The following is a 16019-nucleotide window of genomic DNA, read 5'->3' on the forward strand; positions in this document are numbered from 1 at the left end:
GACGGTGTCCAGCGTAGCACGCCGTCGTCGGCCTCCGGGAGCCTCGTCGTCCCGGCCCAGCGGCCGCCCGGCGCTCTCCTCTCCTCTCCTCCCGCCCTCCCGCTTCCGCCCCACGGCCGCCCCGGCTACCCTCGACAGGATGTTTCACCCCGTCGTGGACCGGTGGTTCCGCGGTCGCTTCGGCGCCCCCGCCCCCGCGCAGGAGCGCGCCTGGCCAGTCATCGCGGCCGGACACGACACGCTGATCAGCGCGCCGACGGGCGCCGGCAAGACGCTCGCGGCCTTCCTCTTCTGCCTCGACCGGCTCGTCCGTGACGCGACGCGGGGCGCCCTCGAGGACCGCACCGACGTCCTCTATATCTCGCCGCTGAAGGCGCTCTCCCACGACGTCCACCGCAACCTCGAGCAGCCGATCGCCGAGATCTCGGCGGCCATGCGGGAAGCGGGCCTGCCCGCGCCGGGCATCCGGGCCGTCGTGCGGACCGGCGACAGCCCCGCGCAGGAGCGGCGCGCCATGGCCGCCCGGCCGCCGCACGTGCTCGTCACCACGCCGGAGTCGGCGTTCATCCTGCTGACGAGCGAGTCGGGGCGGCGCGCGCTCTCCGAGGTGCGCACCGTGATCCTCGACGAGGTCCACGCGATCGCCGGGGACAAGCGCGGCGCCCACCTCGCGCTCACGCTCGAGCGGCTCGAGGACCTTGTGGTCAGCCGCGGCGGCGCCCGGCCGCAGCGCGTGGGCCTCAGCGCCACGGTGCGCCCGATCGAGGTCGCCGCCCGGCTCGTCGCCGGCGCGCGCGAGCTGCCCCGGATCGTCGACGTCGGGCAGCGGCGAGACCTCGACCTCGCCGTCGAGGTGCCCCGCGACGAGCTCGGCGCGGTCTGCACGAACGAGCAGTGGACCGAGATCTACGACCGCATCGCGGCGCTCGCGGCGGGAGCGCGGTCGACCCTGGTCTTCGTCAACACGCGCCGCCTCGTCGAGCGGGTCGCGCACGCGCTCGCCGAGCGGATCGGCGAGGACGTCGTGGCGGCCCACCACGGCAGCCTCTCGCGGGCCCGGCGGCTCGCGGCGGAGCGGCGGCTCAAGGCGGGGGAGCTCCGCGTCGTTGTCGCGACCGCGTCGCTCGAGCTCGGCATCGACGTGGGCGCGGTCGACCTCGCCTGCCTCGTGGGCTCGCCGCGGTCGATCAACGTCGCCCTCCAGCGCATCGGCCGCTCGGGCCACGCGCTCGCCGCGACGCCGCGCGGGCGGCTCTTCCCGCTGACGCGCGACCAGCTCGTCGAGTGCGCGGCGATCGTGCGCGCGGCGCGGCGCGGCGAGCTCGACCGGATGGCGTCGCGCGAGGGGCCGCTCGACGTGCTGGCGCAGCAGATCATCGCGGCGTGCGCGTGCGAGGAGCGGGACGAGGAGGGGCTCTACGCGCTCGTCCGCCGGGCCGCGCCGTACGAAGGCCTGTCGCGACGCGACTTCGACGCGGTCGTGGCCATGGTGTCGGGCGGCGCCGCGGGCTCGGGCGACGAGGGCGCCTCCGCCGCCCGGGGCGCGCGGCAGCGGGCCGGGGCGCTCGTCTACCGCGACGCCATCGGGGGGCGGCTGCGCGGGCGGCGCGGCGCGCGGCTCGCGGCGCTCACGTCGGGCGGGGCGATCCCGGATATCGCGGCCGTGGACGTGGTGCTCCAGCCCGACGGCACGAAGGTCGGCACGCTCGACGAGGACTTCGCGATCGAGTCGTCCGGCGGCGACGTGTTCCTGCTGGGCAACACGTCGTGGCGCGTGCTCCGGCTGGAGGGCGGGCAGATGTGGGTCGAGGACGCCCACGGCGCCGCGCCGACCGTGCCGTTCTGGCTCGGGGAGGCGCCCGCGCGCACGCCGGAGCTCTCGGCCGAGGTCGCCGCGCTCCGCGCCGAGGTCGCCGCGCGCCTCGAGGAGGAGCGGGCCGAGGGCGCGCGGCCCGGGGCTCCGCGCGGCGAGGGCGGCGGCGAGGACGCGCGCGCGGCACGATCGCGGGCGGCGCGCTGGCTCATGCAGGCGTGCGCGCTCGACGCGCGCGGGGCGCTGCTCGTGCGCGACTACATCGAGGCGGGGCGCGCGGCGCTCGGCGCGGTCCCGGGCGGGGCGACCGTCGTGGTCGAGCGCTTCTTCGACGAGGCCGGGGGGCAGCAGATCGTCGTCCACGCGCCGCTCGGCGGCCGCGTGAACCGCGCGCTCGGGCTCGCGCTCCGCAAGCGCTTCTGCCGCTCGTTCGACTTCGAGCTCCAGGCGGCGGCGACCGACGATGGCGTGCTGCTCTCGCTGTCGGCGGAGCACGGGATCCCGATCGAGGAGGTGCTGGATCTCGTCCGCCCCGAGGGCCTCGAGGAGGTGCTCGTCCAGGCGGCGCTCCAGGGCCCGATGTTCCGCACGCGCTTCCGCTGGGCCGCGTCCCGCGCGCTGGCGCTGCTCCGCTTCCGGGGGGGCCGGCGGGTGCCGCCGGCGCTCCAGCGCATGCGCGCCGACGACCTGCTGCTCTCGATCTTCCCCGAGCAGCAGGGGTGCCAGGACAACCACGGGCTCTTCGCGCACGTCGAGCCGCCGGACCACCCGCTCGTGCGCGAGGCGCTGCGCGACTGCCTGACCGAGCTGATGGATGTCGAGGGGCTGCGCGGGCTGCTCGTCGGCCTGCGCAGCGGGGCGATCCGGGTCGTGGCGCTCGACACGCCGGAGCCGAGCGTCTTCTCGCACGAGATCCTGAACGCGAACCCCTACGCGTTCCTCGACGACGCCCCGCTGGAGGAGCGGCGCGCCCGCGCGGTCCGGGTGCGGCGCGGGCTCCCGGCGGAGGTCGCCGAGCGGCTGGGCGGGCTCGATCCGGAGGTCATCGCCGAGGTGATCGCCGAGGCGCGGCCGGACGCGCGCGACGCGGACGAGCTGCACGAGCTCCTGCTCGACCGGGTCGCGCTCCCCGCCGAGGAGGGGGGCCGGAGCGGCTTCGCGCGGCTCTTCGAGGCGCTCTGCGCCGCGGGGCGGGCGGCGGAGGTGCGCGCCGCGACCGGCGCGGGCGCGGGCGCGGGCTCGCCGCGCGCGCCGCGCTGGGTCGCGACCGAGCGGCGGCCGCTGGTCGAGGCGATCTGGCCGGAGGCGGTGTTCGCGCCCGACGTCGCCGTGCCGCCCGCGCTGCGCTCGGCCGCGGGGCCGGCTGACCGCGGCGCCGCGATCACGGCCCTCGTGCGCGGCTTCCTGAGCGCCGCGGGGCCGGTCTCGACCGAGGAGCTCGCGCGGCGGCTCGACGTGCCCGCGGACGAGGCGCTGTCCGCGCTCGCGCGGATCGAGCTCGCGGGCGGCGCGCTGCGCGGGCGCTTCCGGTCGAGCGCGCCGGCGCGCGCGGCGCAGGCCGGCGCGGGCGAGGCGGGCGCGCCGGGCGATCGGCGCGACCCGTGCGATCTGTGCGATCTGTCGATCGAGTGGTGCGACCGCCGCCTCCTCGCCCGCATCCACCGCCGCACCGTCACGGGCTTGCGCAAGGCGATCGAGCCGGCGACCGCGGCGGAGCTCCTCCGGTTCCTCCTTGCGTGGCAGGGCGTGGCGCCGGGCACCCAGGCGCGCGGGCCGGGGGGCCTCGGGCGGGTGATCGAGCAGCTGCAGGGCTTCGAGCTCGCCGCCGGGGCGTGGGAGCGGGAGGTGCTGCCCGCGCGCGTGGCCGGTTACGACGAGGGGCTGCTCGACGCGCTCTGCCTGTCCGGCGAGGTGGCCTGGGGCCGCGTGGTCCCGCGCGACGCGGCGGCGCCCACGCGCGCGGCGCCGATCACGCTCGCGCTTCGCCGCGATCTCCCGTGGCTCCTCGCGCCCCGGGAGGCCGACGGCGAGCCGCCGCCGGCGTCGCTCTCGGAGGCGGCGCAGGGCGTGCTGTCGTTCCTGTCGCGCGCGGGCGCGTCGTTCTTCGAGGACATCGTCGCGGGCGCGGGCCGGTCCCGGTCCGAGGTGGAGGAGGTGCTCTGGGAGCTCGTCGCCGCCGGGCTCGTGACCGGCGACGGCTTCGCGGCGCTGCGCTCGCTGCTCGGCGGCGGCGCCGCGTCCGTCGCGCTGGGCGCCGGGCGGCTGCGGGGCGGGGCGCGCCGGGCGGGCCCTGTCGCGTCGGGCAGGTGGTCGCTCCTGCGGGCGCGCCCGGAGGCGTCCGCGCCCGCCACCGGCGCCGCCGGGGACGGGACCGACGGCCCCGACGTGGTGGAGGCGCTGGCGCACCAGTACCTCCGCCGCTACGGCGTGGTCTGCCGCGAGCTGCTCGCGCGCGAGCCGCGGCCCCCCGCGTGGAGGGACCTGCTCCGGGTCTACCGGCGGCTCGAGATGGCGGGGGAGCTCCGCGGCGGCCACCTCATCGCCGGCTTCGTGGGCGAGCACTTCGCGCTGCCGGAGGCGCTCGACGCGCTCCGCGCCGTCCGGCGAGCGCCCCCGTCCGGCGAGATCGTCCAGCTGAGCGCGTGCGATCCGCTGAACCTCGTGGGCATCGTCACGCCCGGGCCCCGCATCCCGGCCGCGCTCGGTCATGGGGTGATCTACCGGGATGGAGTCCCGCTCGCGCCCATCGCCCCGGCGACGGGCGAGCGGCCCCGGGCGCTGGCGGCGTTCTCGCGAGCAGCGGTGTGAGCTGCGCGCCGCGCTCATCGCCTCCTCCCCGACAGCGTCGAGCGGCAGCGCGCGGTTTCAAGGAAACCCCGCGCCCGCACCCTTTATATACTCCAGGGATGCGCTCACTCGACAACGGCACTCATGTCCGCGCCCTCGTGGTGCTCTCGATCGCCGCCCTCGGCGCCGTGGCCTGCTCGCCCAAGGTGAGAAATTACGGCGATGGAAGCGGTGGCGTCGGTGAGGGTGGGGAGGGCGGCGGCGGCGCTGGTGACGGCGGCGCTGGCGGCGCTGGCGCTGGCGGCGGAGAGGGCGGCGCTGGCGGCGGAGAGGGCGGCAGCGGCGGAGAGGGCGGCAGCGGCGGCGAGGGCGGCGCCCCGGTGGGGCCGGGGCGGTTTCAATGGGCGCTCCAGATCGGCGAGAACGGCTTCGACTCGGCCGCGAGCGTCGCCGTGGACTCCGACGGGAACCCGATCGTCATCGGGCGGTTCTCCGGCGCGATCGATCTCGGCGGCGGCCCCATCGTCGCGCAGGGCGGCTCCGGGTCGTATCTCGCGAAGTTCGATCGCGACGGCAAGCACGTCTGGAGCAAGTCGTTCGGCCTGAACCTCGCCGGCGGCCAGCACGTCGCCCACGGCCTCGGCGACGCGGTCTTCGTGGGAGGGAGCTATTTCCGGAACCTCGATTTCGGCGGCGGACCGCTGCCCGAGAGCAGCGGCGGGCTCGGGCTCGCGAGGTTCGAGAGCGGCACCGGCAACCACGTCTGGAGCAAGGGGTTCGGCGATCAGTATGTGAAGGAGCTCAAGTACGTCGCCTTCGGCGGCATGGGGACGGTCCTCATCTCCGGTTCCATCGGCGGCACGGCCGATTTCGGCGGTGGGCCGATCGGTGACGAGATCAGCGGCAATGCGGTGTATGTCGCCAAGCTGGACTCGGGGGGCAAACACGTCTTCACGATATACATCGATGACGAGAGGGCGTCGCTCGGGGCCGGCGGGCTGGCCGCGGACGCGGAGGGCCATGTCGCGATCGCGGGCACGTTCGATCAGAACTTCAACCTCGACCCGAGGGTGAGGCCCTTCGTCTCCAAGGGAGGAAGCGATATCTTCTTTGCCAAGGTCGATCCGAAGGGCGCGCTGCTCTGGCAGAAGGCGTTCGGAAGTAGCCTTTACGACGCGGCCTCTCAGGTGGCCTTCGACGCCGCGGGGAACGTGTTCCTGGCCGGGATGTTCCAGGGGAGCGTCGATTTCGGCGGCGGGCCGCTCGTCGCGCTCGGCACGAAGCCGAATTTCTTCGTCGCCAAGTTCGATCCGGTGGGGAAGCACCTTTACAGCCGGGGCTTCGGCGACTCCGAGCTGCAGGACGTCGCGTCGATCGCGGTGGATCCGGCGGGCAACGCGGTCATCACGGGGACCTTCCTCGGGAGCATCGATCTCGACGGCACCATCCTCGAGAGCCAGGGCACGGTCGAGGATCCGAACGGATTCCGCAGCGGAGGCGATATCTACATCGCGAAGCTCGGGCTGGACGGCAAGCACCTCTGGAGCCGCCAGATCGGCGATCCCGTGGAGCAGGCGGCGGGGGGCGTGGCCCTCGGTCCCAAAGGCGAGGTGTTCGCCGTCGGCTCGTTCCGCGGCACCGTGGATTTCGGCGGCGGCCCCGTGACCACGCGCGGTGAGGCCGATGGCTACCTGGTGAAGCTTGGCCCCTGAGGGCCGCCCGCCGCGGGAGCTGCCTCTCCGCCGCCCGACCGGAGCTCGCGCCCTGGTCCAGAACGATCGCGGCGCGGCCAGCGCATCGGCGACCACCGCCTCGGCGTGCCTGCGCGTACGTTGCGCCCCAACGATGATGCGTCAATATCCTGTCGCAACACACGCTCGGGGGGGCGTTCTTGGTGATTCGAGGCCACCGACATGTGGATTGCCCCCCCCGCGCTCCGCCGATCTTTTAACTCCGTCCGCCGCTCCCCCAGTCAGCTCAGGGTGTTCTGGACATCCTGGGCCGCGCTCCTGGCTGTACTTCTGCAGTGCGCTGCGTGCGACAAGGAGGCAGCGCCTCGGCCTGAAGGCGCGAAGGCGGAGAAGCCTGGGGCCGGCGCCAAGGAGGTGACGCTCGCGCCGGTGACGGAGCTCGTCATCGAACAGACCATCGACATCTCGGGGACCCTGGACGCCGATGAGCAGGTGACGCTCGGGGCCAAGGTGCCGGGCCGCCTCGCATCGATCTCGGTCGACCTGGCGAGCCCGGTCAAGAGAGATCAGGTCGTCGCCCAGCTGGAGGCGAGGGATTACGAGCTGCGCATCGAGCAGGCCGGGGCCGCGCTGGCGCAGAGCCGCGCGCAGCTCGGCTTGCCGGCGGACGGTCCCGATGAAGAGCTCGATGTCGAGGGCACGGCGATCGTGAGGGAGTCGCTCGCGACGTCGAAGGAGGCGCAGGCCAACCTTGTGCGCGCGCGGAGCCTCGCCAGGGAAGGGCTGATGTCGGGCATGGACCTCGACGCGGCCGAGGCGGGGGCGGTCCGCGCGGAGGCGGCCGTGCAGTCGGCGCGGGAGGAGGTGCGGATCCGCCAGGCGGCGGTGCGCCAGCGGCGCTCGGAGCTGCGCATGGCGCGGCAGCAGCTCGCCGACGCCATGGTGCGGTCGCCGCTCGACGGCGTCGTCCAGGTGCGGAGGGCGAGCGTCGGCCAGTACCTCGCCGCGGGGGCGCCGATCGTGGAGGTCGTCCGGATCGACCCCCTGCGGCTGCGCGTGGCGATCCCGGAGCTCGAGGCGACCGCCGTGCGCGCGGGGCAGGCGGTTCGCGTGAAGATCCCGGGAGACGACGTGAGCTACGAGGGGACGGTCGCGCGCCTCGCGCCCGCGCTCGACCCGCAGAGCCGGACCTTGCTCGTGGAGAGCGACATCAAGAACCCCGGCCACCTGCGGCCTGGCAGCCTCGTCAGCGCGCAGATCGCCGTGACCGCGAGGCCGGTGCCGACCGTGCCGGCGACCTCCGTCGTCCGATTCGCCGGCCTCACGAAGGTGATCACGGTCGAGGACGGCAAGGCGAAGGAGAAGCAGGTCACCACCGGCAAGACGGCGGGCGATCGGGTCGAGATCGTGTCCGGTCTCGCGGTGGGAGAGTCGGTCGTCGCACGGCCCGGGTCGCTCCAGCAGGGGCAGCCGGTGCGCGTGGTGGAGGGCGGCTAGGATGCAGACGCTCGCCAGGATCTGCATCCAGCGGCCCGTGTTCGCCGCCATGCTGGCGCTCGCCCTCGTGGTCGTCGGCGCGGTGGCCTATTTCAAGCTGGGCGTGGACCGCTTCCCCGCCGTGGATCTGCCGACGGTCTCGGTCCGCACGACGCTCCCCGGCGGCGCGCCCGAGGACGTCGAGGCGGAGATCTCGGAGGAGATCGAGGCGGCGGTCAACACCGTCGAGGGGATCACCGAGCTCCGCTCGATCTCGTCGAGCGGCACCTCGGTCGTCATCGCCACCTTCAACCTCGATCGCGACGTCGACTCGGCGGCGCAGGACGTGCGCGATCGCGTGCAGGCCGCGCTGCGCCGCCTGCCGGTGGGCACCGATCCGCCCATCATCGCGAAGCAGGACAACGACTCGACCCCGGTGATGTCGATCGCGCTCTCCGCCGATCGATCGATCCGGGAGCTCACCGAGGTGGCCGACAAGCTCGTGCGGGTGCAGCTCGAGCGCTCGTCGGGCGTCGGCGAGGTGCGCGTCGTGGGCGGGCAGGAGCGCGCGATGAAGATCTGGCTGAACGCTGACCGGCTCGCCGCGTACGGCCTCCCGATCACGGCCGTCCGCGACGCCATCGTCCAGCAGAACGCGAACATCCCTGCGGGCAACGTGACGGGGAAGGAGGAAGAGCGGACGCTGCGCACCATGGGCCGCCTCGAGAGCGTGGGGGCCTTCAACGACATGGTCGTCGCCAGCGTCGACGGGCGGCCCGTCCGGGTGCGCGACGTCGGCCGCGCCGAGGACGGCACCTACGAGCAGCGCTCGCTGGCCCGCCTCGACGGCAAGCCCACCGTCGTCCTCCACGTCGTGCGGCAGTCGGGCGCGAACACCGTCGCGGTGATCGAGGCCGTGAAGGCCAACCTGGCGGCGCTCTCGGAGCAGCTGCCCGAGGACGTGCGGCTCGAGGTGATCCGCGATCAGTCGGGCTACATCTACACCGCGCTGCGCGAGATCAACGTGCACCTCGTGCTCGGCAGCATCCTGGCGTGCGCGGTCGTCCTCTTGTTCATGCGGTCGTGGCGGTCGACGATCATCGCGGGGATCGCCATCCCGACGTCGGTCGTCGCGACGTTCGGCATGATGTGGGCGCTCGACTTCACCCTGAACAGCGTGACGATGCTGGCGCTCGTGCTGATGGTGGGCATCGTCATCGACGACGCCATCGTCGTCCTCGAGAACATCTTCCGGTTCGTCGAGGAGAAGAAGATGGATTCCTTCGAGGCGGCGCGGGCCGCCACGCAGGAGATCGGGCTCGCCGTGCTCGCGACGACGCTGTCGCTCGTCGTCATCTTCGTCCCCGTGTCGTTCATGTCGTCGATCTCGGGGCGGTTCCTGTTCCAGTTCGGGATCACGGCCACGGTGGCGATCCTCGTGAGCCTCCTCGTCAGCTTCTCGCTGACCCCGATGATGAGCGCGCGCCTGCTCCGCAAGGAGGGGACCCACGCCCACGGCGCGGGCAACGCGGGGGGCGGGGGCGAGGCGGCGGCGCGCCCGGGCTTCTACGGGCGGATCGAGGCCGGGTACCTGCGCGCCCTCGCGTTCGCGATGCGGCACCGCGTGCTCGTGTCGGCCGGCGCCGTCCTGGTGATGGCCTCGGCGGTGCCGCTCTACGGGCTCGTGAAGCAGGAGTACATCCCCTCCGGCGCGGACGACGCGGAGTTCGAGATCCGCGTCACGGCCCCGCTCAGCGCGAGCATCGACGCGATGGACGACGTGATGCGGCGCATCGGCGACGACGTCCGCGGGGTGCGCGGGGTGCGGAGCGTGCTCGCCACGGCGGGCGGCGGCTTCATCGGCGGGGTCAGCTCGGGCGAGGCCTTCGTCCGCATCGCCCCGCACGACGAGCGCACGTTCTCCCTGACGCGGCTGTTCCGGGAGACGTTCTCCGGCAACCCCCTCCGCGCGTTCAGGGACAACTACTCGCAGAACGAGGTGATGCAGGAGGTGCGGCGCAAGCTGCGCAAGTACTCCGATCTCCGGGTCTCGGTCCGCAACGTGCCGTCGTTCAACATCGGCGGCGGGAATTTCGAGATCGACTTCGCGATCCAGGGGCCCGACATCGAGGCGCTCGAGCGCTACGCGAACGAGCTCCGGGAGCGCTCAGCGCAGCTCGGCGGCATCGTCGACGCGGACGTGACGCTGAAGATCGACCGGCCCGAGCTGCGGGTGCTCATCGAGCGCGAGCGCGCGGCGGAGCTCGGGGTGCGGACGCAGGACATCGCGACCGCGCTGCGCCTGATGGTGGGGGGAGACGACGCGGTCTCGCGCTTCCGGGACGAGGCCGCCAACGAGAACTACGACGTGCAGCTGCGGCTCGTCGAGGAGGACCGCGATCGGCTGTCGGCCGTCCGCCGCCTGTACGTGCCCCGGTCGGTGCGCGCGACGGCGGCGCCGCAGGCGGGCGGCTCAGGCGGCGCGACCGCGTCGGCCGGATCGCCGCTGCTCCGGGGCGAACTGGTGCGCCTCGACAACCTGGTGCGCATCGAGGAGGCGAGGAGCCCGTCGCGCATCGACCGGCTCGATCGCCAGCGGGTCTCGAGCCTGCGGGCCGGCGTGGCGCCCGGCTACGCGCTGGCCGACCGGCTGGAGGCGCTGCGCGGGGCGGCGCGGGAGATGGACATGCCCGCGGCGTACACGACCAGCGTGCGCGGCCGCGGCGCGGAGCTCGAGCGCACGTTCGGGGAGTTCATCTGGGCGTTCCTCCTGTCGATCGTGCTCATGTACATGATCCTGGCGTCGCAGTTCGAGAGCCTCGTCCACCCGGTCACGATCCTGCTCTCGCTGCCGATGGCGGTGCCCTTCGCCCTGCTCAGCCTGTGGGCGACCGGGAACACCCTCAACCTGTACTCGGCGCTCGGCTTCCTGGTGCTGTTCGGCGTGGTGAAGAAGAACTCGATCCTCCAGGTCGACCACATGAACAAGCTCCGCGCCGAGGGGGGCATGCCGCGCGCTGAGGCGATCCTCCAGGCGAACCGCGATCGGCTGCGGCCGATCCTGATGACCACGCTGGCCCTTGTCGCGGGCATGCTCCCGCTCTGGCTGGGCACGGGGCCCGGGGCCGAGGAGCGCCACGCGATCGCCGTGGTGGTCATCGGCGGCCAGTCCCTGAGCCTGCTGCTCACCCTGATCGTCACGCCGGTCTCGTACTCGCTGCTCGACGATCTCGCGCACAGCGAGCGCTGGGGGCGCGCCCGGGCCCGCATGGCCTCCTTCCGCGAGCGGGCGTCCGCGCGGCTCGGCCGGCTTGTCGCGCGCAGGACGATGTAGGCGGGGCGCTGGGCCCGGGCGCCTCAGCCCTTCGCGAGCCCGAGCGCGGCCACCGCCACCGCGCCCCAGCCGGCGAGCAGGAACACCCCGCCGATCGGCGTGACCGCGCCGAGGACGCGGACGCCGGTCAAGGTCATCACGTAGAGGCTGCCGGAGAAGAGCAGCACGCCGGCCGCGAAGCAGAAGCCGGCGGTGGTGGCCGCCGCCCCGCCGGTGCGCGCGGCGAGGTGGGCGGCCAGCGCCAGCGCGAGCGCGTGGAGGAGGTGGTACAGGGAACCCGTCTGCCACCAGGAAGCGCGCAGCGCGCCGTCCGGGAGCGCGTCCAGCTTCGCCTTGAGGCCGTGAGCGCCGAAGGCGCCGAGCGCCACCCCGAGGAACCCGTAGACGCCCGAGAGCAGGAAGAAGAGCCGTTCCATATCGGGCGTGGAGCTTAGTCCATGACCGGAGCGCGTCACGAGGCACGCTCGGCCTCCACGCGCCCGCGACGGGCTCGCGTCGACCTTCGAGGTGCAGGAGGACGGCTCGTCGACACGGACGAGCGGGAGCGCGAGGCGCGTCAGCCGCCCTGCGCCGGCCGTCGCGGGAAGATCGTCTCCCGGATCTCGGCGGTCGACGCGCCGGACTGCGCCGCGAGGCGGCCGAGGACGAGGCGGTTCAGCCGGCCGTCCGGCGGCGTCTTGACCGCGATCACGAAGGCGGCGTCGACCGCCACGCCGGCGTGCCTCGCCGCCCGCTCCGCGAGCGCCGCCGCCTCGCTCTCGGAGAGCGCCTGCCGCCGCGCGACGCGGATCTTCACGTAGAGCGCCGCCCGCATCAGCGTGTGGTAGCCGTGTATCCACGCCATCCAGCGCTCCTCCGCGCCCCCGGCGAGGGCCCGCGCCAGCGCGTCGTGGCGCCGCTCGATCTCGTCGAGCGGCAGGTTGTCGAGCTCGTTCAGCGCGCCGGGGAACTCCCCCGCGAGCGCGCGGAACACCTCCTTGGCCGGGATCGCCTCGCCGGCCGCCCGCGCGCGCCGGAGCTCCGCGAGCGCGCGGTACTTGCGGGCGAGCTGCGACAGGACCTCCGGCGAGAGGCGCTCGCCGCCGTCGGGGGGCGTCGCGGCGCTCACAGCCAGCCGTGGGGGAAAGCGAGGACGTCGCCGATCGACGCGGCGCCGAGGCACAGCGCGACGAGGCGATCGACCCCGAGCGCGTTGCCCGCCGCCGGCGGCATCCCCTCCTCGAGCGCGTCGAGGAAGCGCTCGTCGATCGGGTAGACCGGCTTGCCCTGGGCCGCCCGCGCCGCCTGATCGGCGAGGAGCCGCGCGCGCTGCTCGACCGGGCAGGTCAGCTCGCCGAAGCCGTTGCAGAGCTCGACGCCCGCGACGTAGAGCTCGAACCGCTCGCACACCCGGGGATCGCCCGGCTTGAGCCGCGCGAGCGACGCGAGCGGCGCGGGGAAATCGACCAGGAACACCGGGTGGGGCAGCGCCGCGATCGCCGGCTCCACCTGGTCCACGAGCAGGCGGAAGAACCGCTCCTCGTCGCGCGACGCGAGCGCGATCGCGTCGTCCGCGGGCACGCCCGCCCACCGCGCGAACGCGTCGCCGACCGAGATGCGCGGGAACGGCGGCGTGAGGCGCACCTGCCTGCCGGCCGCCGAGAGCGTCCCGTCCGCGTCGAGCGCGGCCGCGACGCGCTGCACGATCGCCTCCGTGTCGGCCATCACGTCGTCCACCCCGGCGAAGGCGCGGTACCATTCGAGCATCGTGAACTCCGGGTTGTGCCTGTCCCCGAGCTCCCCGCGCCGGAAGCAGCGCGCGAGCTGGAAGCAGCGCGGGACGCCGCCCGAGAGCAGCCGCTTCATCTGGTACTCCGGGCTCGTGATCAGGAACGTCGGGCGCGCCGCCTCGACCGCGAACGCGTCGAGGTGCAGGTCGAGCCCGGGGGAGGGGACCATGCTCGGCGTCTCCACCTCGAGGAACCCGCGCTCGGCGAACAGCGCCCGCACCGCCGCGAGCGCCGCCGCGCGCCGCGCGAGCGCCGCGCCGCGACCGCGGTGGATCGCCCGCTCCGTCTCGCTCGACGGCGGCGCCGCGGCCCCCGCGCGCCCCCGCGGCGGCCTCCGCGGCGCGATCCGCTCGACGAGCCGCGCCGCGGCGAGCGCGCCGCCGGCCGGCGCCCCCTCGACGACCGCGAGATCGCCGGCCTCGATCGGCGACGCGGGCGCGCCCTCCAGCGCGACACGCACCGCGCCGAAGGCGTCCCCGAGCACGACGGCGCCCTCCGCGACCTCGAGCACGCGGCCGCCGACGCGCACCCTGCCGGGCAATGTCGCACCGCCGGAGACGATGTCGCTCGGAGCGAACGTCGACGGGAGCTCAGTCAAGAAGTTTGTTTCGGGGAGAGCCACGGGATCCTGCGCCGGGTGTGCCGGAGACATAACACGCATGTTGACCCAAGACGTCAGGCAAGGAGCCAACCGCCGCTACAACTCGTTACTTTCCGAGAGGATGCCGCGTCGCGCCTCCTTGATGACCCAACGTAACTCGATACGTTGGTCGCGCTCGTCGGTCCGGCCCCGCCGCGCCTCACGCGAGCGCCGCTAGCAGAAATCCAGCCGGAGAGAAGAACCATGAGACGACAGCTGATCTTGCTTCCGTTGACCGCGCTCGCAGCTCTGGCCGCTGCGGGGTCGGCTGCCGCGTCCGACTGGCACACCGTCACCGCGGCGCCGGGCGCGCCCGCTGCGGACCTGTCCTCCCGCCGCACCAGCGGCGGCGCGCGCGGCGCGGCGGAGACGTATCTGAAGCACGCGGCTGCCGAGCTCCGGATCGAGGGCGTCTCGCTGGGTTACGAGAGAGAGCTCCAGGACGGCGATCACCGCACCGTCCGGTTCGCGCAGTTCCACGCCGGACACCCCGTGCTCGGCGGCGCCGCGGCGGTCCAGGTCGCCCCGGAGGGCCGCGTGGAGGTCGTGGTGCTCGACGTGGCGCGCGGCCTGTCGGTCCCGGCGGCGCCGAAATACAGGGAGGAGGCGGCGCGGAGCGCGGTCGAGGCGACCTACGGGATGACGCTGGCGGAGCGGCCGAGCGCGGCGCTCGCGGTGTTCCCCGAGGCGGAGACGGGCGGCAAGCTCGTCTGGGTCGTCGATGTCCGGTCGGAGCTCGGCGGCGAGCGCTTCCTCGTGGACGCGCACGCCGGCAAGATCGTCCACCGGCGGTCGCTCGCCGTCCACGCGCGGGGGCGCGTCTACCCGATCAGCTCCGCGGTCACGCCGCAGCTCGAGGATCGTGAGCTCGTCGGCCTCGACGCGGCGGACCCTCAGACCTTGAGCGGCTGGAACGGCAACTTCAAGGTGGCGAACTACGTGGGTGGCGACCTCGTGGGCGGCGTCTCGCTCACCCTGGAACAGAGCGTCGGGCCGAACGCGGGGGAGGACTTCCTCTACGATCCGCCGACGAGCGCGGACGACGCGAAGGACCAGTTCGCGCAGGTCGGCGTCTATTACCACCTCACCCGGATGCGCGATTACTTCACGAAGGCCCACCAGCTCGACATGGGGGCGCCAGGCTGGAAGCTCGTCGCGGTCGCCAACATGCTGGAGTCGGGCCGGCCGATGGACAACGCGTTCTTCTCGCCGCAGGGCACGGAGGCGCCCTTCCGCGCGCCGAACCTCATCGCCATCGGCCAGGGCTCGCGCTTCGACTTCTCGGACGACTCCGACGTGTTCCTCCACGAGTTCACCCATTACGTCACTGCCAACGCGGTCGGCTACAACGATGGCCAGTTCGCCGTCAACGAGTACGGGCTCTCTCCCTGGGCCGGCAGCATCGATGAGGGCATCGCGGACTACTTCGCCTGCACCGTGAACGGCGATGCCACGCTCGGTGAGGCGTCGCTCGCGCCCTTCGGCGCGGAGCGCGATCTGTCGGACAACGTCAAGACATGCCCCGACGATCTGGTCGGCGAGGTGCACGAGGATGGCGAGCTCATCGGCAGCCTCGCGTGGTCGTTGCACGAGAAATTCGGGGCCGATCTGGGCGACAGGCTCGTGTGGAGCGCGCTGACGCTGCTGACCCGCAACGCCTCGCTCGGCGACTTCGCCAAGGGGCTGAAGAGGGCGGCCGACAAGCTGGTGAGCACCGGCGAGCTCACGGCGGCGGACGCCAGCGCCGTCGAGGCGCTGATCGAGAGCCGGGGCCTGGACGACTGCGAGGAGGTGCTCGACCTGAGCGGGGGCAAGCTGCGCAGGACGCAGATGTTCGGCATCGACTCGCTGGTCTACGGGACCGGGGCGTCGTGCACGGAGTGGCGCCGGCAGCTCAGCCTCCAGAGCCTCTTCCACTTCAAGAGCACGCCGGATCGGACCGCGAAGGGCATCCGCTTCACCGTGCAGCTAGAGCCCCACGGCGGCGCCGACCTCGAGTGGGGCATCTACGTGAGGACCGCCCGGCACGTCGGCTTCACGATGGGCGACATGCTGCCGGAGGCCACGAGCTACGATTACAGCGTCGAGGCGATCACGGACACGTACGGTGAGATCGTCATCGACGAGACGTCCGATCCGCCGTTCGATCCCACGCAGACGTACTACATGGTGATCGGTCACGGGAACTGCCCGGCCACCGCCGTCACGGTGGAGAGCGCCGATCTCGGGGTCGAGCCGCCGCCGGTGGACCCGGTCGAGCCGGAGCCGGAGCCCGGCGCGACGGGCGGCGCGACGCCGGACCCGACCGACCCGGCCGAGGAGACGCCTGCAGCGGGGTGCGCGTGCCGCGCCGCCGAGCCGAGCGCGCCGCTCGCCCCGTGGACGGCGCTCTCCGGGGTCGCCCTCGCCGGAGCGGCCGTGCTCAGGCGCCGCGTGCGCGCGCGACGGACGCAGGGCTGAGGCGGCCGCGCGACGTGGGAGGTGGTGCGACGCACCGGCGCGCCGCACC

8 protein-coding genes are annotated in these 16019 nt (G+C 73.7%); 5 read left to right on the forward strand and 3 right to left on the reverse strand.

Annotated features, from left to right (window positions below):
- The first annotated feature begins 139 nt into the window (after window positions 1–139).
- From WMF28_RS13640 to WMF28_RS13655, 4 genes are all read left to right on the forward strand, one after another.
- On the forward strand, window positions 140–4621 hold the full coding sequence (locus tag WMF28_RS13640) for a DEAD/DEAH box helicase (protein ID WP_437602627.1): 4482 nt from the start codon (window positions 140–142) through the stop codon (window positions 4619–4621).
- A 98-nt stretch (window positions 4622–4719) separates the two neighbouring features.
- Window positions 4720–6312 carry a hypothetical protein gene (locus tag WMF28_RS13645; protein WP_437602628.1) on the forward strand — a complete coding sequence of 531 codons (1593 nt, stop codon included), beginning with the start codon at window positions 4720–4722 and terminating at the stop codon, window positions 6310–6312.
- A gap of 270 nt (window positions 6313–6582) precedes the next feature.
- Window positions 6583–7788 (forward strand): efflux RND transporter periplasmic adaptor subunit, encoded by a 1206-nt coding sequence (locus tag WMF28_RS13650; protein WP_437602629.1) that lies wholly within the window; start codon window positions 6583–6585, stop codon window positions 7786–7788.
- Window position 7789: 1 nt separating this feature from the next.
- The gene (locus tag WMF28_RS13655) at window positions 7790–11101 is read left to right on the forward strand and encodes an efflux RND transporter permease subunit (RefSeq protein WP_437602630.1); all 3312 of its coding nucleotides are present in this window, start codon (window positions 7790–7792) and stop codon (window positions 11099–11101) included.
- Window positions 11102–11124: 23 nt separating this feature from the next.
- Here WMF28_RS13655 and WMF28_RS13660 read toward each other — a convergent pair whose 3' ends face one another.
- From WMF28_RS13660 to epmA, 3 genes are all read right to left on the reverse strand, one after another.
- Window positions 11125–11517: a DUF423 domain-containing protein gene (locus tag WMF28_RS13660; protein ID WP_437602631.1), complete on the reverse strand. Its 393-nt coding sequence runs from the start codon at window positions 11515–11517 to the stop codon at window positions 11125–11127.
- A 140-nt stretch (window positions 11518–11657) separates the two neighbouring features.
- Entirely contained in the window at window positions 11658–12209 is a 552-nt protein-coding gene (locus WMF28_RS13665; RefSeq protein WP_437602632.1) for a hypothetical protein, read from the reverse strand.
- On the reverse strand, window positions 12206–13468 hold the full coding sequence (epmA, locus tag WMF28_RS13670; protein WP_437602633.1) for an EF-P lysine aminoacylase EpmA: 1263 nt from the start codon (window positions 13466–13468) through the stop codon (window positions 12206–12208). Before epmA ends, WMF28_RS13665 begins: the two co-directional genes overlap by 4 nt.
- A gap of 246 nt (window positions 13469–13714) precedes the next feature.
- Between epmA and WMF28_RS13675 the strand changes: the two genes are divergently transcribed.
- Complete coding sequence (locus tag WMF28_RS13675) at window positions 13715–15970, forward strand: hypothetical protein (protein WP_437602634.1); 2256 nt, start codon at window positions 13715–13717, stop codon at window positions 15968–15970.
- Window positions 15971–16019: the final 49 nt, after the last annotated feature.

Source organism: Sorangium sp. So ce590 (genome assembly GCF_051521365.1).
Lineage (GTDB): Bacteria > Myxococcota_A > Polyangia > Polyangiales > Polyangiaceae > Sorangium.

What these genes read in the sequence shown, in the direction of transcription:
- WMF28_RS13640 (WP_437602627.1), top strand. Translation starts at nt 140, where the DNA reads ATGTTTCACCCCGTCGTGGACCGGTGGTTCCGCGGTCGCTTCGGCGCC.
- WMF28_RS13645 (WP_437602628.1), top strand. Translation starts at nt 4,720, where the DNA reads ATGCGCTCACTCGACAACGGCACTCATGTCCGCGCCCTCGTGGTGCTC.
- WMF28_RS13655 (WP_437602630.1), top strand. Translation starts at nt 7,790, where the DNA reads ATGCAGACGCTCGCCAGGATCTGCATCCAGCGGCCCGTGTTCGCCGCC.
- WMF28_RS13660 (WP_437602631.1), bottom strand. Translation starts at nt 11,517, where the DNA reads ATGGAACGGCTCTTCTTCCTGCTCTCGGGCGTCTACGGGTTCCTCGGG.
- WMF28_RS13675 (WP_437602634.1), top strand. Translation starts at nt 13,715, where the DNA reads ATGAGACGACAGCTGATCTTGCTTCCGTTGACCGCGCTCGCAGCTCTG.